This window comes from Actinokineospora sp. (genome assembly GCF_052390155.1).
GTDB lineage: Bacteria > Actinomycetota > Actinomycetes > Mycobacteriales > Pseudonocardiaceae > Actinokineospora.
In genome coordinates this window covers 45,583-61,355 of the sequence record NZ_JBQTHF010000011.1, presented here as the reverse complement: position 1 = coordinate 61,355, position 15,773 = coordinate 45,583, and the positions used below count along the sequence as shown (strand labels likewise).

The following is a 15,773-nucleotide window of genomic DNA, read 5'->3' as shown; positions in this document are numbered from 1 at the left end:
GCCGGAGCAGCGCCAGCAGATGTCGGCGTTCCTGGACTACGAGCAGAACGCCACCGCCATCACCGAGGTGGCGCCGCTGCTGATCCCGGGCTTGCTGCAAACCACGGACTACATTCGGACGATCATGTCCACTGGTGGCAGTGTCCCGCAGGTTGACATCCCCACCCGAATCGCTATCCGCGTGGGCCGCCGCGAGGTCATCACCCGGCAGAACCCGGCCCGGTTGCTCGCCCTGATCGGACAGGCCGCGTTGTGTCAGGACATCGGCGGCAAGGCCGTGATGGCGGCGCAACTGCGCCACTTGGTCGAGATGGCCCGGCGTCCCAATGTCGAGCTGCGGGTCGTTCCGTTCGGCGTTGGGTGGCATCCAGCGTTGGATGGTTCGTTCGCCCTCATCGATCCTGATAGCCCGACGTCTGCTGTGTTCCTGGAGACTCGGAGAACAACGCTATGGCTGCACAAGGCTGACGACGTGCGTGCCTACAAGAGTGCCGTCGATACGCTGTTGCGGACAGCTATGAACCTCGACGACTCAATCCGATTCACCGCCGCGATGGCAGAAAGAATGGAGTCCCGCGAATGACCTCCCAGGCCACTTGGCGTAAGTCGAGCCGCAGCCAGAACGGGCCGAACTGTGTCGAGCTGTCGAACACCCTGAACGACCTCCGCGATTCCAAGAACGCCACAGGCCCGACTCTGCGGGGCAGCGTCCCTGCCCTCCTGCGCGAAATCAAGCACGGCCGTTTCGACCGCTAGAGGATGCGCCGTTGTGGCAACTGGAACAGACATGGCGCATCGCGCCACTGCCGATCGGTCGCCTAATCCTCGGAGATCCACGCTGTGGCTGCACAAGAACGATGATGTGACCGCCTACAAGCACGCCGCAGAGAAAGTGCTTCAGGCGGCCATGGGCCCGGCGATTCAGTTCGGTTCATCACTGAGACCGCAAAGAGAATGGAGATGCACGATGTCCCCCCAGACCCCATGGCGTAAGTCGAGCCGCAGCCAGAACGGGCAAAACTGCGTCGAGCTGTCGAACACCCTGAACGACCTCCGCGATTCCAAGAACGCCACAGGCCCGATCCTGCGGGGCAGCGTCCCCGCCCTCCTTCGCGAGATCAAGCACGGCCGTTTCGACCGCTAGCACTCCGATCCCCGGGCGCGAACAGCGGAGAACGGCAGCAGAACCGGCGTTGTCGTGATCAACAACGAACGGGTCTGTGCGGGTACGACAAGGGTTGAGCTGCCTGGCCTGGACCTCACGGAAAGGTGAGGAGAGACGATGGTTGATCACGTTGTCACGGCGCGTGGCAGTAGCGTCGTCTACCCTCACATCGTTGCTGGTGAGCCGATCCAGCGAGAGATGCTGGTGGACCTCGCTCTGCACGATCCCGGCCTCAGCGGCATCTATGCACGTAGTCACTTCAACACCTGCTTCTACACTTGGGATCGGCCGGTCGGCATGGGCAACGGTGCTCCACACCAATGCTTGCAGGCTGGTTACTTCGCGAAGTTCGGCGGCCTGCTGTTCACTCATGATCCCCGCGACCCCGGAGACAACTCCGCCACTGACGAAGATTGGGCTTGGTTGGCCGTACGGGCACGTCCGCTGGCAGACGTGCCCGCCGTGTACTTCGACCAGGAGAGCGGAATCCTGTTCCCGCCACGATGCGTGCTGCCGATGAACGAGTTGCGCGAGGTGGTGCTGGAGTTCGTGCACACCGGTGAGCGTCCGGCATCGGTCGAGTGGCTCACCGTGAACGACTTCCGGTGGAAGCTCGACGGTGCCGGGGACATCGCATCCGGGAACATGACTTGCCAGCTTGGTGGAAACAAGACGCCGCGCAGCGATTTCGGGGTTTCGTGAAAGAGGATCGATGACAGGCGGATTCGTCACCGCGCTGGGCAGTGGAATCGGCGATCCGTACATTGTGGCTGTCGAGCCGGAACAACGTGACCGGCTCGTTCGGCTCGCGCTCCGCGATTCCGACCACGGCGGCATAGCCGCGCGCAATCACCTGAGAGCCCAATTCTACGTAGATGACCGCCCCCTCCTGCCGGGCGAAAGACTGTCGACGCGCCGGTGGATGGAGGTGGGCTATTTCGCGAAGTTCGGGGCGGCGCTGTTCATTGATGAAACGACTCCTGAGGGAGCGGATTGGGCCTGGATCGCGGTGCCCCAGCGGCGGATCGCCGACCTACCCGGTGTCTACTACGACCAGGACAGCCAGACTCAGTTTCCGCCTCGATGTGTGATGCCGATCGACGAGTTGCGGGAGGTAGTGGTGGAGTGGGTCCGCGCAGGCGAGCGGCCCACGTCAGTGGATTGGCTTGTTGTCAACAACTTCCGGTGGAAACTGGACGGCGCCGGGGACATCGTGACCTCTGACGACCAGCGGAACATGCGCTGACCCCAGTCGGCCAACCCCTACATCGTTGCTGGTGTCGCCGATCCAGATGGCTGGCCTGCGGTGGCTCGATCAGGACGGGACGCGGTAGGTCGGCAGCGGATCAGTGAGCCAGGCCGGATCGAAGGCGACGCCGGTTTGGCGCTCAACTGCGGCCAGACTGGCCGAACGCAAGTGCTCAAGCGTGAACTCGTCATCCCCGACCCAACCGGGAAGGATGTCGTTCGCCCCAGCAGGTAGGCCGATAAACGTCGGTTCGAACCGCCCGGTGATCTGTCCGTCCGTGGCCTGCAAGAGCTGGTGGCCGTTCACGCTCCAGTACACCGAGAGGAATAGGCCGGTCGGGCTGGAGAGCTTGCGAGCGACTTCGGGGTCGTTGCCAACCCAACCGTTGGGCTCGATGGCCACCAGGTAGTCACCGTGCGCCTTGAGTTGCACCAGGCCGTACTCGTCCAGGTGCTCAGTGCGTTCGTCGTTGGCTTGCTCGAACGTCAGCTTGCCGACCTGTTGGTCTGCGCCGTAGACCGCCCGCGCCTCGTTCTCGGTGCGGGCTTGAATGACAGCCAGTGTCCATGACAGGTCGTAGGCCGCGTCTACCCAGGCGTAGCGGTTCACACCGTGCATTGTTCCACCGGATCTTCTGCCACGTCGGTGCCGGTGAACGGCCTGGTAGCGATTCTCTTGGGGTTCGAGATGACCACCAGGAACTTGTCGCTTTGCCCGACGCCTGCCTTGGCGTAGCCACCCGTCACCGCCCCACCCTGGCAGCGCTGCTCGCGCAAGGGAACTTCCTCGGTGCGCGCACCTGAGTCGCCCTCGTCGGTGGTGGCGAGGGCGTACTCATCGCAACTGCCGCCGTACTTCGGGACGAACTTGCCGCAGGCAGCAGCACGGTTCGCGGCCTGCTTGGCTGAGTTGCGGGTCAGCACGGACGGGATGCCGTCCGACCAGGCCAGTTGGATGTTGCGCGAAATGAACGGCATCTTCGTGGCGTCGATGACCACGATCTTGAGGTCGCCACACTTGCGGGTGGTCAGGGCAACTTGTGCCCTGCACTGCTTGACCTTGGCCTTACCGTCGCTGGCAACAAGGAGTTGGTAGCCGTTGTCCTCGACGATGACCGGATCGGAGCCGCCGAACAGGTCGCCCACGGTGTCAGTCACAGTGTCCATGCCGACGTAGGCGACCAGTCCGGCGACGGCCAGGAGCGGGAGGAGGAGGCCGGTCTTGGTCTTGGCCATGTGGTTGCCCCCAGCGGGACGGACAGTGACAGGTTGGATTCTGTCAGAGACGCAAGGATCGAGGAACCGGTCACTCGGCGCTGTTCATCGATGTAACGACTCCTAAGGGGAGCGGAGGCCTTGGCTGGCCGAGGAATGCGGAACTGCCGATCGCCGGGGCGATCGCGGACGCACTGATCAGGGAGTAGCACGCGTGGACGTTCTCGGCACCGCATCCTGGGATACCCGGGCGGCCGCGCTCGCCGCCGAACTCAACGCCGAGTTGGCCGCTATGGGCGTAGTGCTCGACCCCGCGTGGCTGCACGCGTTTGGCGCTACTCCGCGACACCAGTTCGTCCCCCGGATTCTCAATGGCGCGACGGTGATGGGGCAAGTGACCCCGGTTGGCTGGACGCGGTCTACGCCAACGAGTCCCTGGCCACCCAGACCCGGCCCGCCGACATTTCAGGACGTGCCATCCCCAGTTCTTCCTCTACCAGGCCGACGGTAATGGCGATGATGCTGGAACGGCTCGCGGTGCGACCCGGGCATCGGGTGCTGGAGATCGGCACCGGAACCGGATACAACACCGCTCTGCTCGCGCACCGGCTCGGCGACCAGGCGGTCTGCTCCATCGATCTCGACCCCGCGCTGGTCGAGTCCGCCCGCGCGCACCTGGCCGGGATCGGCCTACACCCTCAGTTGGCGGCCGGGGACGGCGCGGCGGGTTGGCCCGGTGGCGGCACCTTCAATCGGATCATCGCCACGTGCGCCGCCACCGCGATCCCGCCTGCCTGGATCGATCAGCTCGCCGATGGCGGCCGGATCGTTGCGCCGTTGGATGCCGGGAGTGCCGGTCCGCTGCTCGTGCTCGACAAGACCGCACCCGACGAGGTAACGGGCATCGTCGACCCCTACCCGGTGTTGTTCATGCCGATGCGCCGCGACGTCGACAGCCCACACGGCCCTGGCCAGGAACCGGCGTCAGCCGCCATCGGCATGCCGCATTACGGCACCACCACCCTCGACCCCGCTGGGTTGCTTGCCCGGCCGGAGCTCATGTTGTTCCTCTGGCTGCACGCCCCTGGCCTGCAGGTCGGTGGCGGCGCCGAGCACCGCGTGGTGGTCGCGGAACGCGGCGCCGCCCGCGCCGAAGTCGACCTGACACCGCTCGACGACGGCACCTGGGCAGTTCGCCAACACGGCCCTTATCGGCTGTGGGATACCGTCGAGCACGCCGTCGCCGCGTTCGACGCGTTGGGCAGGCCCGACGCGACGCGTCTTGGTGTGGCAGCCCTGAACGTCCCTGGCAGACAGTACGTCTGGCTCGACAACCCCGACAGCGACCACTGCTGGCCCCTGACCGCCGACCTGCGGTGTGGATGGGATCATCAGGTGTGATCGCTCCGCGACACCGCGCGGCCAACGTCGAACTGTTTCGTCTCGTTCGGAGTCGGGTGGCAACCAGCTCTGGATGGTGCGTTCAGGGCGATTCGACCGGTAGCAGGATCGAGCTACTGCCGCTCCTGCCAGACAACGCAGCGTGGCCGCCTGCCGCCGGTCGCCAGAAGTTCCACCATCGCCCGCTGGACCAGCGATAGCGGCACTTCGGCATCAGCCGGAAAGTCATGGCCGGTGCCGAAGTAGGTGTACACCACATCAACAGGACTGGTGGCGTCCCCTCGGCTCGCCCAGTCACCACCATCTCCGGTGTAGCGCACGACACCGAGAGTCCGCTCCGGGGCCACCCCGACAATCATTTCATGGTCTGGGTCAGCGTCGGTTGTCTCGTCAATCGCATACACACTGGCCGAACGGTGAAACGGATCGGCCGCAAGTAGCTCGGCCACGAACCGCGCTATGTCGGCCTCGGTGCGCAGCGGTTGCACGGGTACGTTGTTGTGGTATGCGACTTCCAGTACGAACCCCACCGTTATGGCCTCCGTCCTCTGTACGTTCGCTTGCCTTCCGGCCAGTACACCGTAACCTCTTGGTCTGGTCGCAAGATTTGGGGTAGGAGTCGATCGCAGGAGAAACGACCCTGGAAACAGGGCGCATTGTTAATGACCAGTCTTATACGTTTGCGGTCACTACCGCGTAGTCGTACAGCGAACTTGACCTCGACGTGGGCAACGGCCCACATCGCGCCGCGCTGAGGGCCAATTCGCAGCGAGCGAAGTTCTTCAAGTGCCCGCCAGTAATCCTCGTCTTCGCCGCTGACGAGTGGGCCGTATTCTTTGCCGTCCTCATCCATCCAATAACCCGATGTCTTGTCTCCAGGTTTGGTGCGTTTCGGCAACTTGGCCAGCAGGTCGGCCGCTCGTTTGCCGTCAGCATTCCCTGCGTTGGCCGTTGCGATCGGTCGCGCGGTTTCGTCGCGCTTTGCCACAATATTCGGTTCGACTACGCGCACCACATCGCTGACTGTGCCTGTCCCCACGAGTGCCGTAACGAGCCCTTGGACAGCCGAGCGGATAGTGACGAACGCGTATTGGACACGCTCCAGTTCGCCCACAACGTAGGCAAGTTGGGCAACGGCCTGACGTAGCTCAGCCTGACTGCTGCCTGCCGCAATGGGGGCGAGAATCCCGTAACATTCGCTCAGGTGCCCGTGGGCAATGCTCACCAGTTCGGCCGGGAGCAGACTCAAGGCCAACTCCAGGTCGGCCGCGACTTCCCTCGCCCCTACCACGTCTGCCTCCCTGAGACCGCTCGTACACCCGTGGGGACACACCGACGATACGAGTGCCGTGGTCGATCGGCCTCCTCGCCCGACCGCGAAGCGAATGGGAACCCTGCGACGATATCCACGCTCATCTGGTGGAGGTGTGGTCGGGATCACCAGGTGTGATCGCTTCCGCGACGTGGCCGCGCCGTGAGACGTTGGGGCTTTCGAGGAACGGAGAGCGACCGATCGTGGCGGCACAACCTGATCCCCGGCACACGCCTGTTCTGATCACCGTCACCGGCCCGGACAAGCCGGGTGTCTCATCGGTCCTGTTCGCGGTGCTCACCAGGCACGGCGTCGACATCCTCGACGTCGAGCAGGTCGTCATCCGTGGCCAGCTCGTGCTCGGCGCCCTCGTCGGCGCCCACCACGACGCCGAGGGGTTGCAGGAGACCGTCGAGCAGGCGATGGCCACTGTGTCCATGCAGGTCGACGTCGAGATCGGGGTGGACCCGCTTTCCCAGGCCCGGTTGGGTTCCTCGCACGTGCTGGTGGTGCTGGGCAGGCCGGTCACCGCGCGCGCGTTCGGCGAGGTCGCTCGCAGGCTGGCCGCGCTCGGCACCAACATCGACGCCATCCGCCGCGTGGCCGACTACCCCGTCACCGGTCTGGAGCTGCGGGTGTCGGTCGCGACTGACACGCCCGAGGCCGACGCCGAGTTGCGGGCCGCGCTGGTCGAGCTGTCGACCAGGGTCGAGTTGGACATCGCGGTCGAGCGCGACCTGTTGTCCCGTCGCGCCAAGCGGCTGATCGTCTTCGACGTCGACTCCACGCTGATCCAGGGTGAGGTCATCGAGATGCTGGCCGCCAAGGCGGGCTGCGAGGAGCAGGTCCGCGAGGTCACCGAGGCCGCGATGCGCGGCGAACTCGACTTCACCGAGTCCCTCGAACGTCGGGTGAAACTGCTCGCCGGGCTGCCCGCGTCCGTAATGGACGAGGTCGCCGACGCGCTGGAGTTGACGGCTGGCGCCCGCACGACCATCCGCACCCTCAAGCGCCTCGGCTTCCGCTGCGGCGTGGTGTCCGGCGGCTTCACCTACATCATCGAGCGCCTGGTCGAAGACCTCGGCCTCGACTTCCACGCGGCCAACGAACTGGAGGTCGTCGACGGCCGCATCACCGGGCGGGTTGTCGGCGATGTCGTGGACCGGCCGGGCAAGGCGGTGGCGCTGCGCCGCTTCGCCGAGCAGTACGGCGTCCCCCTCGCCCAGTGCGTGGCGGTCGGCGACGGCGCCAACGACATCGACATGCTGTCCACGGCCGGCCTCGGGGTCGCGTTCAACGCCAAGCCCGCCCTGCGGGAGGTCGCCGACACCGCGCTGTCCCACCCGTACCTCGACGTCGTCCTGTTCGTCCTGGGCGTCACCCGCGCCGAGGTGGAAGCCGCCGACGCGGCGGACGGCCTCGACCTCGACCGACCGTGACCGAGCCTGCCGCCGCGTGGGGTGGCGGAAGCATCCTCGCCCCGCTGGCCGCCAGCTACGCGTCGTGGCTCGCGCTGCCCGCCGCCGCGACCCGCGAGGTCGCCGACGAGGACCCGGCGCTCGTGCGGGCCATGCCGGTGGTCCTGCGCATCGAGCGCGACGCACCGCCCGCGCGGACGTCGCTGCTTGCCGCCGCCGCGTCGGCCGCCCTGGCGGTCTGCCTCGACCCGCGCGCCGGGCCGGAGGGCCCCTGGCACGACGACGTGCGGGAATGGGTCTCCGGCAGCATCCGCAAGGTCGCCCGCCGGGCCCGCGCGACGCACTGGGCGGCGGTGCGGGAGCTGCCCGGCGTCACCATCGAGGTCGACGGCGCCGAGGCGCGGGCGCTCGTGCCGGTCCGGGTGGCCGACACCCCGCGCGAGGTCGCCCGGCTCCAGATCTCCGGCAGCGAACTCCCCGACGATGACCCCGGCCCGCCGCCGCCGGGCGTGCCGGTGCTGTGGTGCAACCCGGAAGTGCCGATGACAGCGGGGAAAGCGGCCGCGCAGGTCGGCCACGCCACCATGCTCCTCGCCGCCGTCCTGGCGACCACTCCGCTCACGGCGTGGGCCGACAGCGGGTTCCGGTGCGCGGTTCGGACACCGTCGGCACACCAGTGGAAATCCCTGCTGCTCGGCGACGACCCCGACGCGGCTTGGCGCTCCCGCCGCGTACTGGCCGTCCGCGACGCCGGTTTCACCGAAGTGGCCCCCGGCACGGTGACGATCCTCGCCCAGTGGCCCTAAGCCGGGCGTTGCCAGACGACGAACAGGCCGTCCTCGGTGGTGGTCATGGCCTCGATGAAGGACTCGTTGTCGAAGTCGGGCAGGGACTGGAGGCGGTTCATCAGGTCGTCGGCGGCCGGGTCACCCGCGGGCACCGCGCAGCCGCCGCCGCCGTCGCGCATCAGGAGGAAGAAGACGTCTTCCTTCCAGGGGCCCTCCGGGGTGGTGCGGATCGCGACCTCGGCGAGGTCGGCCCAGGACACGGACTCCGCGCTGCCGTCGGCGAGCTGGCGGCGCACCCCCTCGTCGTCGACGGTGATGCCCGCTTCGCCGGGTATGCCTGACACGCGACCTCCGTGAATGATTCTGCTGAGGGACTAGCTCACTTCGCAGCGGCGTCCAGCCTGCGAAGGGCGGCCCGCACGACCTCGGGGTCGGTCGTGGGCCAGAACGGGGGCAGCGACGCCCGCAGGAAACCCCCGTAGCGCGCGGTGGCCAGCCGCGGGTCGAGGACCGCGACGACGCCCCGGTCGTCGGTGGAGCGCAGCAGTCGGCCCGCGCCCTGGGCCAGCAGCAGTGCCGCGTGGGTGGCGGCGACAGTGAGGAAACCGTTGCCGCCGCGGGCTTCCACGGCCCGCTGCCGGGCCGAGGCCAGCGGATCGTCCGGCCGGGGGAACGGGATGCGGTCCATCACCACCAGCGACAGCGACGGCCCCGGCACGTCCACTCCCTGCCACAGCGACAGGGTGCCGAACAGGCAGGTCGCCGGGTTCTCGGCGAACTTCTTCACCAGCAGCGACGTCGAGTCCTCGCCCTGGCAGAGAATGTCCTGCTCGACCCGCTCACGCAGCGCCAGCGCGGCCTGTTTGGCCGCGCGCATCGAGGAGAACAGGCCCAGTGTGCGGCCGCCCGCGGCCTCCACCAGCGCCTGGATCTCGTCCAGGTACGCCGGGGGGAGTCCGTCGCGGCCGGGCGGGGGCAGGTGGCGGGCGGTGTAGAGGATGCCGGTGCGGGGGTGGTCGAACGGCGATCCCACGTCGAGGCCGGTCCAGCGCACGTCGTCGGCGTCGGACGGCGGCTCCTTGTCGGTCGCGGTGCCCTCGGCCTTCGCACCCGCCCGCTGCGTGCCCGGCAGCCCCCACTGCTTGGCCAACGCGTCGAAGGTGCCGCCCAGGGTCAGCGTGGCGGAGGTCAGCACGGTCGTGTTCTCGCCGAACAGGCGCTCGCGCAGCAGCCCCGCCACGCCCAGCGGCGCCACCTTGACCGTCGGTGGGCGCGGGGTGGCCGAGCCGAAGTCGCCGGTCACCCAGACCACGTCGCGGCGGTGGGCGTCGTCGGTGTCGAACGCCGCCAGCACGCGCACGGCGTTGTCGTGCACCTCTTCGAGCATCGACATCGCGAGCTTGCGCGTGGCCACGGCGTCCGGGTCGGACTGGCGTTCCGGGCCGAGCGCGGTGATGCAGCCGTGGGCGCTGTCGCGGATGGCGCTGACGGTGGCGCGCAACGGCTCGGGCAGCGTGTCGAGCCTGCCGGTGGACACGTCTTCCAGGAGCATCGCGAGGCCGTCGCCGGACTCGGCGAGCCGGTCGGCGGTGTCCTCCTCGACCAGCCTGCCCACCCGGCGCGCGGCGATGGACACCGCCGCCGCGGACAGCTCGCCCGTGGCCACGGAGGTGACCCGGTCGACCAGGTCGTGCGCCTCGTCGACGATCACCACGTCGTGCTCGGGCAGCACCTGGTAGCCCTGCAGGGCGTCGATGGCCAGCAGCGCGTGGTTGGTGACTACGATGTCCGCCCGGCCTGCCTCGGCGCGGGCGCGCTCGGCGAAGCAGTCGGTGCCCATCGGACAGCGCGACGCGCCCAGGCACTCGCGCGCGGACACCGACACCTGCCGCCACGCCTGCTCGGACACGCCGGGCACCAGTTCGTCGCGGTCGCCTGACTCGGTGTCGCCTGCCCACTCACGCAGTCGGGTGACCTCGCGGCCAAGCCGGGAGATCGCGAACGGGTCGAACAGCGCCTGGTCCTCTGGCTCGTCCTGCGGGCCGCCGTCGAGCCGGTGCAGGCACAGGTAGTTGCGCCTGCCCTTGAGAATGGCGAACGTCGGTGTCCGGCGCAGCGACTTGGCCAGCGACTTCGCCAGCCGCGGCAGATCGCGGTCGACGAGCTGACGCTGGAGCGCGATGGTGGCCGTGGAGATGACCACCGTGGTGCCCTTCGCCACCGCGTGCCGCACCGACGGCACCAGGTAGGCCAGCGACTTCCCGGTGCCCGTGCCCGCCTGGACGGCGAGGTGGTCGCCCGTGCGAATGGCCGCGTCCACCGCCTCGGCCATCTCGACCTGCCCCGCCCGCTCGGCGCCGCCCACCGCGGTGACCGCGGTGTCGAGCAGCTCGCGCAGCGGGGGCAGGGAGTCGGACACAGCGCAGACGGTACCGGTGGGGTCCGTCAGCGCGGCCCGAGGTCACCCCGGCGCGCCGGGGAATCCACAGTGGACAGTGAGTCGAACGACGTCGACCCGCGACCCGACTTGTCCACACCCCGCCGATCCATCCACAGCTTTCGCGCCGCACCCCCACAACCCGCCACCACCGATAGACTGGAGCAGGGCTGACCCCCCAAGGGAAGGGCGGGGGCTGCCCGGGTGGGTCAGGGCGCAGGCAAGGTCGATTGCCCGGGTACGCGGGCTTGTGCTGCTCTCGTGTGCGATGTCCTTGCCGGGCCCGATCAACCGGGCCGAGGTGGCGCCGACAACGACGTGCCGTTGGTGCCTACCCCACCTTGGGTGTGCCGACGAGGGTCACGTCGGCGACGCGCAGTCGGTCCAGTGCCGTGTCGACGGTGGTCGCGGCGACGCCCGCGGTGAGGTCGAGCAGCACGGTGGTGACGAATCCGTCGCGGGCCGCGTCCAGCGCGGTGGCCCGCACGCAGTGGTCGGTCGCGATGCCCACGACGTCGACCTTGCCCACCCCGTGCGCGCGCAGCCACTCGGTGAGTGAGCGCCCGCCCGGGCCCGCGCCCTCGAAGCCCGAGTACGCCGCCGCGTAGGCGCCCTTGGAGAACACGGCCTCGATCGCGGCGACGTCCAGCTCCGAGTGGAACGACGAGCCCGCCGTGCCCACGACGCAGTGCACCGGCCAGGTGTCCACGAAATCGGGTGTCTCGCTGAAGTGCGCGCCCGGGTCGATGTGGTAGTCGCGGGTGGCCACGACGTGGTCGTAGTTCGCCGCCGCGATGTGCGCGCTGACGGCCGCGGCCACCTCGGCGCCGCCCGCGACCGCGAGCGAGCCGCCCTCGCAGAAGTCGTTCTGCACGTCCACGACGATCAGCGCGGTCTTGTCGGTCATGGGACTCCTAACTCACGTAGACGGTCGGGATCGCGGGGTCGCCCGCGGACAGCTTGAGCCCCTCCCACGGCAGGCTCACCAGGCCCTGGCGGACCCGCTGCCTGCACTCCTGCGCCGTGGGCAGCCCGGCCACCGGCTCGCCGTCGCGCAGCAGCGGGATCTGCAGCCGCCGGTCGTGCTCGCCCACCGCGGGCTCGGTGCCCGCCGCGAGGTAGATCACTTCCTCCAGCGCGGTGCCGGTCGGTTTGTGCGTGCGCAGGGCCAGCTTCCGGCCCCCGCGCGACTCCTTGTGCGAGCTGCGTTTGGCCACCGGGCGGCCGTCGACCTCGACCAGCTTGTAGACCATGCCCGCGGTCGGCGCGCCCGATCCGGTGACCAGCGACGTGCCCACCCCGTAGGCGTCGACCGGCTCGGCGCGCAGCGCGGCGATGGCGTACTCGTCCAGGTCGCCGGAGACGACGATCCGGGTCTCGCGCGCGCCGAGCTTGTCGAGCTGCTCGCGGGCCTGGCGGGCGAGCACGCCGACGTCGCCGGAGTCGATTCTGACCGCGCCCAGTCCGGTGCCCGCCACCTCGACCGCGGTCTCGATGCCCTGGGTGATGTCGTAGGTGTCGACCAGCAGCGTCGTCGCGGTGCCGAGCGCGGCGATCTGCGCCTCGAACGCGGCCCGCTCGCTGTCGTGCAGCAGGGTGAACGCGTGCGCGCAGGTGCCCGCGGTGGGGATCGCGTACGTGCGGCCCGCCTCCAGATTCGACGTGGTGGTGAACCCGGCCAGGTAGGCGGCGCGGGCGGCGGCCACCGCGGCCCGCTCGTGCGTGCGCCGCGAGCCCATCTCGATGATCGGCCTGCCGTTGGCCGCGCTCGCCATCCGCGCGCCCGCGGAGACGATCGCGCTGTCGTGGTTGAGGATCGACAGCACCAGCGTCTCCAGCACCACCGCGTCGGCGAACGTGCCGTGCACGGTCAGCACGGGGGAGCCGGGGAAGTACAGCTCGCCCTCGGGGTAGCCGTCGGCGTCGCCGCGGAACCGGTAGTCGGCCAGCCAGGCGAGCGTCGCCTCGTCGACGACCGCGGTCTCCCGCAGGTGGCGCAGCTCGGCGTCGCCGAACCGGAACGCCGCGATGGCGTCGATGACCCGCTGGGTGCCGCCGACGACCCCGTAGCGCCGCCCGTCGGGCAGCCTGCGGGCGAAGGTCTCGAACACGCACCGCCGGTCGCCGGTGCCGTCGGCGAGCGCGGCGGCCAGCATGGTCAGCTCGTAGTGATCGGTCAGCAGCGCGGTGCTCGACATGCTCACGGCCATGGTCGGTGAGCCTATTGGCACACCCAGCCCGCGCCAGGGCACGATCGGCCTAGTCGTACTCCGATCGAATGAAGATCCGCCGGACCGGTCCAAACCGGTCATGTCACCATTGACCCCATGACCGCAGCCGTCGACATGGAACAGACCGAGGCCACGCCCGCGGGCGCCGAAGTGGTGGCCGCGGACAGACCGTGGCAGACGGTCGTCTGGAACGACCCGGTCAACCTGATGTCGTATGTGACCTACGTGTTCCAGAAGCTGTTCGGCTACAGCCGCGACCAGGCCACCAAACTCATGCTCGACGTGCACCACGAGGGCAAGGCGATCGTCTCGTCGGGCACCAGGGAGAAGGTCGAGGGCGACGTGGCCAAGCTGCACGGCGCGGGTCTGTGGGCGACGATGGAGCACTCGTCGTGAAGCCGTGGAAGCGCAAGGGCGACAAGGTCCAGGCTGACATCGACAAGCAGGAGGCGGCTGTCCTGCGCGGCCTGGTGTCCCAGATCGACGACATGCTCAAGGCGCGCATCGAGGAGACCCCGCAGGACGAACTTGCCGAGCTGACCGGCATCCGCACCGGCCCGTCCACCTCGCCGGACGACCCGATCCTGTCCCGCCTGCTCCCTGATTTCCACCGGCTCGACGAGGACAACCCGACCAAGGAAGACCTGGATTCGGCGGCGGTGCTGCGCTCGCTGCACGAGCCGACCCTGCTCGACCTCAAGACCGGCGTCGCGGCCGTGGTCCTGGAGACCTGCCCGATGTTCGGCGGCGGCATCCGCCTCTCCCTGGAACAGGCCGACGCCTGGCTCTCCGCCCTCAACGACGTGCGCCTCGCGCTGGGCACGGCGATCGAGGTCTCCGACGAGATGCCGGACGAACTGCCCGACGACGACCCGCGCAGCCCGCACCTGGCCGTCTACCACTGGCTGACCTGGGTGCAGGAGTCCCTGATCCAGGCCCTGTCCAGCGAATGACGCGCAACACCTGCACCGATGTTGCGGCGGCGGACCACCACGGCTGGGCCACCGGAGCGTCGGTGTGACGCGCAACGCCATCACCGATGTGCCAGGGGTTCTCGTCGGCCATCACCATCGCGTCGGCGACGGCTGGGCCACCGGGACGACCGTCGTGCTGCTGCCCGAGGGCACGGTCGGCGGCGTCGACTGTCGCGGCGGCGCGCCCGGCACCCGGGAGACCGACCTGCTCGCGCCGGAGAACCTGGTCCGCCGGGTCGACGCGGTGTGTCTGTCCGGCGGCAGCGCCTACGGCCTGGCCGCCGCCGACGGGGTGCTGCGCTGGCTCGGCGAGCGCGGCCGCGGGTTCCCGGTGGGCACCGAACCGCACGAGGTCGTGCCGATCGTCCCCGCCGCGGTCCTGTTCGACCTGCCGCGCGGCGCCTGGGGCAACCGGCCGGACGCGGCCTTCGGCGCCGCCGCCTGCGCCGCCGCGTCGTCCGGGCCGGTCGCGCAGGGCACGGTCGGCGCCGGGGCGGGTGCCCGCGCGGGCTCGCTCAAGGGCGGCATCGGCACCGCCAGCGCCCGGGTCGGCGCGTACACGGTCGGCGCGCTGGCCGCAGTCAACGCCCGCGGCGAAGCCGTGGACCTGGCCACCGGCGCATTGTGGGCCGCGGACCTGGGCCGCCCTGGCGAGTTCCCGGCCACCCCCGGCCGCCCGGCCACCCTGACGGTGCCAGTCCCGTCCGACCTGAACACCACGATCGGCGTGGTCGCCGTCGACGCCGCGCTGGACAAGGCCGCGTGCCGCCGGATCGCCATGGCCGCCCAGGACGGCCTGGTCCGCGCGGTGCGCCCCGCCCACTCCCTGTTCGACGGCGACACCGTGTTCGCCGTCGCAACCGGCGCCCACCCGGTCGAGGGGCCCGCCGCGCTGGACGCCCTCTGCGCGGCCGCCGCCGACGTCTTCGCCCGCGCGGTCGCGCACGGCGTCCTCGCCGCCGACACCGTTGGCGACCTACGCTCTTACCGGGACGTCTGGGCTGCTAGCGCGGGGTGACGCCGCGGCGGTTCACCGCTTCCGGTGGCGAGGTGCTCCCCAGCCCGACTACGCCCCCGAGTGCAGGCACCACGGGTGCCAGCCGAGAAGGTCCGCGCCGTGCTCATTGCGATATGCAGAGTTCATTGCCCTCCGGGTCGTCGAGGGTGACCCACGTGTGGGGCCCCTGCCTGCCGTTGTGCCGGAACGTTGCCCCACTGGCAACCAGCCGCTCGACCACCGCGTCGACGCCGTCGGAGCCGATGCGGATGTCGAGATGGACCCGGTTCTTGACCGACTTGGGCTCCGGCACGAGCTGGAAGAGGACCCGCGGGGCACGGTCCGTGCCACCGGGATGCACGATGGCTGCGCCCTCCTTCCACACCAGCGTGCCGTTGTGGGTCGTCGTGTCGTCCTCGGTCGCGTGGCCCTGCGCGAGCATCTCGCCGATGAACGCCTCGTCGCTCGGTTCCACCGCCCACCCCAGGGCATCGGCCCACCAGTCGGCCAGCACATGCGGCTGAGCCGAGTCGATCGTCACTTGGAATACATACGCCATGACCGACACCGTAGAACCTGCCACCGAC

The 15,773-nt window shown here is 69.2% G+C and carries 20 protein-coding genes; 11 read left to right on the top strand and 9 right to left on the bottom strand.

Annotated elements, in window-relative coordinates; genetic code table 11:
- From ACT4N7_RS05720 to ACT4N7_RS05700, 5 genes are all read left to right on the top strand, one after another.
- On the top strand, window positions 1-583 hold a 583-nt coding region (locus tag ACT4N7_RS05720; RefSeq protein WP_444827523.1), incomplete at its 5' end, for a DUF5753 domain-containing protein.
- Window positions 580-756, top strand: a complete 177-nt coding sequence (locus ACT4N7_RS05715; protein ID WP_444827522.1) for a DUF397 domain-containing protein — start codon at window positions 580-582, stop codon at window positions 754-756. The genes ACT4N7_RS05720 and ACT4N7_RS05715, both read left to right, overlap by 4 nt.
- A 106-nt stretch (window positions 757-862) precedes the next feature.
- Window positions 863-1,144 (top strand): DUF397 domain-containing protein, encoded by a 282-nt coding sequence (locus ACT4N7_RS05710; RefSeq protein WP_444827521.1) that lies wholly within the window; start codon window positions 863-865, stop codon window positions 1,142-1,144.
- A 138-nt stretch (window positions 1,145-1,282) separates the two neighbouring features.
- Window positions 1,283-1,867: an Imm1 family immunity protein gene (locus ACT4N7_RS05705; protein ID WP_444827520.1), complete on the top strand. Its 585-nt coding sequence runs from the start codon at window positions 1,283-1,285 to the stop codon at window positions 1,865-1,867.
- Between the two features lie 10 nt (window positions 1,868-1,877).
- Window positions 1,878-2,411 carry an Imm1 family immunity protein gene (locus ACT4N7_RS05700; protein WP_444827519.1) on the top strand — a complete coding sequence of 178 codons (534 nt, stop codon included), beginning with the start codon at window positions 1,878-1,880 and terminating at the stop codon, window positions 2,409-2,411.
- Window positions 2,412-2,480: 69 nt separating this feature from the next.
- On the opposite strand, the gene ACT4N7_RS05695 is transcribed toward ACT4N7_RS05700, so the two are convergent.
- Together ACT4N7_RS05695 and ACT4N7_RS05690 are read right to left on the bottom strand one after the other, a co-directional pair.
- Complete coding sequence (locus ACT4N7_RS05695; protein WP_444827518.1) at window positions 2,481-3,023, bottom strand: DUF6461 domain-containing protein; 543 nt, start codon at window positions 3,021-3,023, stop codon at window positions 2,481-2,483.
- A complete protein-coding gene (locus ACT4N7_RS05690) occupies window positions 3,020-3,649 on the bottom strand; it encodes a NucA/NucB deoxyribonuclease domain-containing protein (protein ID WP_444827517.1) in 630 nt (209 codons plus the stop codon). The genes ACT4N7_RS05695 and ACT4N7_RS05690 overlap by 4 nt, the downstream gene beginning before the upstream one ends.
- A 495-nt stretch (window positions 3,650-4,144) precedes the next feature.
- Between ACT4N7_RS05690 and ACT4N7_RS05685 the strand changes: the two genes are divergently transcribed.
- Window positions 4,145-5,029, top strand: a complete 885-nt coding sequence (locus ACT4N7_RS05685; RefSeq protein WP_444827516.1) for a methyltransferase domain-containing protein — start codon at window positions 4,145-4,147, stop codon at window positions 5,027-5,029.
- A 113-nt stretch (window positions 5,030-5,142) separates the two neighbouring features.
- Here the strand turns inward: ACT4N7_RS05685 and ACT4N7_RS05680 are convergent, their stop codons facing one another.
- On the bottom strand, window positions 5,143-5,559 hold the full coding sequence (locus ACT4N7_RS05680) for an Imm1 family immunity protein (protein WP_444827515.1): 417 nt from the start codon (window positions 5,557-5,559) through the stop codon (window positions 5,143-5,145).
- 2 nt (window positions 5,560-5,561) lie between these two features.
- Window positions 5,562-6,278: a DddA-like double-stranded DNA deaminase toxin gene (locus ACT4N7_RS05675; RefSeq protein ID WP_444827514.1), complete on the bottom strand. Its 717-nt coding sequence runs from the start codon at window positions 6,276-6,278 to the stop codon at window positions 5,562-5,564.
- Window positions 6,279-6,544: 266 nt separating this feature from the next.
- Here ACT4N7_RS05675 and serB point away from each other — a divergent pair, with 266 nt between their 5' ends.
- Together serB and ACT4N7_RS05665 are read left to right on the top strand one after the other, a co-directional pair.
- Window positions 6,545-7,780, top strand: a complete 1,236-nt coding sequence (gene serB, locus ACT4N7_RS05670; RefSeq protein ID WP_444827513.1) for a phosphoserine phosphatase SerB — start codon at window positions 6,545-6,547, stop codon at window positions 7,778-7,780.
- Entirely contained in the window at window positions 7,777-8,565 is a 789-nt protein-coding gene (locus ACT4N7_RS05665) for a peptidyl-tRNA hydrolase (protein WP_444827512.1), read from the top strand. The genes serB and ACT4N7_RS05665 overlap by 4 nt, the downstream gene beginning before the upstream one ends.
- Here the strand turns inward: ACT4N7_RS05665 and ACT4N7_RS05660 are convergent.
- From ACT4N7_RS05660 to ACT4N7_RS05645, 4 genes are all read right to left on the bottom strand, one after another.
- Complete coding sequence (locus ACT4N7_RS05660; RefSeq protein WP_444827526.1) at window positions 8,562-8,882, bottom strand: hypothetical protein; 321 nt, start codon at window positions 8,880-8,882, stop codon at window positions 8,562-8,564. The genes ACT4N7_RS05665 and ACT4N7_RS05660 overlap by 4 nt on opposite strands.
- Window positions 8,883-8,926: 44 nt before the next feature.
- Entirely contained in the window at window positions 8,927-10,966 is a 2,040-nt protein-coding gene (locus tag ACT4N7_RS05655; RefSeq protein WP_444827511.1) for an ATP-dependent DNA helicase, read from the bottom strand.
- A gap of 349 nt (window positions 10,967-11,315) precedes the next feature.
- Window positions 11,316-11,891, bottom strand: a complete 576-nt coding sequence (locus ACT4N7_RS05650) for an isochorismatase family protein (RefSeq protein ID WP_444827510.1) — start codon at window positions 11,889-11,891, stop codon at window positions 11,316-11,318.
- Between the two features lie 7 nt (window positions 11,892-11,898).
- Window positions 11,899-13,194 carry a nicotinate phosphoribosyltransferase gene (locus ACT4N7_RS05645; protein WP_444827509.1) on the bottom strand — a complete coding sequence of 432 codons (1,296 nt, stop codon included), beginning with the start codon at window positions 13,192-13,194 and terminating at the stop codon, window positions 11,899-11,901.
- A 117-nt stretch (window positions 13,195-13,311) separates the two neighbouring features.
- Here ACT4N7_RS05645 and clpS point away from each other — a divergent pair, with 117 nt between their 5' ends.
- The 3 genes from clpS (at window position 13,312) to ACT4N7_RS05630 (ending at window position 15,207) form a co-directional block, all read left to right on the top strand.
- Window positions 13,312-13,611: an ATP-dependent Clp protease adapter ClpS gene (gene clpS / locus ACT4N7_RS05640; protein WP_444827508.1), complete on the top strand. Its 300-nt coding sequence runs from the start codon at window positions 13,312-13,314 to the stop codon at window positions 13,609-13,611.
- Window positions 13,608-14,168, top strand: coding sequence for a DUF2017 domain-containing protein (locus ACT4N7_RS05635; protein ID WP_444827507.1), 561 nt, complete (start codon window positions 13,608-13,610; stop codon window positions 14,166-14,168). Before clpS ends, ACT4N7_RS05635 begins: the two co-directional genes overlap by 4 nt.
- A 64-nt stretch (window positions 14,169-14,232) precedes the next feature.
- Window positions 14,233-15,207: a P1 family peptidase gene (locus tag ACT4N7_RS05630; protein WP_444827506.1), complete on the top strand. Its 975-nt coding sequence runs from the start codon at window positions 14,233-14,235 to the stop codon at window positions 15,205-15,207.
- Between the two features lie 103 nt (window positions 15,208-15,310).
- Here ACT4N7_RS05630 and ACT4N7_RS05625 read toward each other — a convergent pair whose 3' ends face one another.
- Window positions 15,311-15,745, bottom strand: a complete 435-nt coding sequence (locus tag ACT4N7_RS05625; protein WP_444827525.1) for a VOC family protein — start codon at window positions 15,743-15,745, stop codon at window positions 15,311-15,313.
- Window positions 15,746-15,773: the final 28 nt, after the last annotated feature.

Coding starts and splice junctions, on each gene's coding strand:
- ACT4N7_RS05715 (WP_444827522.1), top strand. CDS start 580: ATGACCTCCCAGGCCACTTGGCGTAAGTCGAGCCGCAGCCAGAACGGG.
- ACT4N7_RS05705 (WP_444827520.1), top strand. CDS start 1,283: ATGGTTGATCACGTTGTCACGGCGCGTGGCAGTAGCGTCGTCTACCCT.
- ACT4N7_RS05700 (WP_444827519.1), top strand. CDS start 1,878: ATGACAGGCGGATTCGTCACCGCGCTGGGCAGTGGAATCGGCGATCCG.
- ACT4N7_RS05690 (WP_444827517.1), bottom strand. CDS start 3,649: ATGGCCAAGACCAAGACCGGCCTCCTCCTCCCGCTCCTGGCCGTCGCC.
- ACT4N7_RS05685 (WP_444827516.1), top strand. CDS start 4,145: ATGATGCTGGAACGGCTCGCGGTGCGACCCGGGCATCGGGTGCTGGAG.
- ACT4N7_RS05650 (WP_444827510.1), bottom strand. CDS start 11,891: ATGACCGACAAGACCGCGCTGATCGTCGTGGACGTGCAGAACGACTTC.
- ACT4N7_RS05645 (WP_444827509.1), bottom strand. CDS start 13,194: ATGGCCGTGAGCATGTCGAGCACCGCGCTGCTGACCGATCACTACGAG.
- clpS (WP_444827508.1), top strand. CDS start 13,312: ATGACCGCAGCCGTCGACATGGAACAGACCGAGGCCACGCCCGCGGGC.
- ACT4N7_RS05625 (WP_444827525.1), bottom strand. CDS start 15,745: ATGGCGTATGTATTCCAAGTGACGATCGACTCGGCTCAGCCGCATGTG.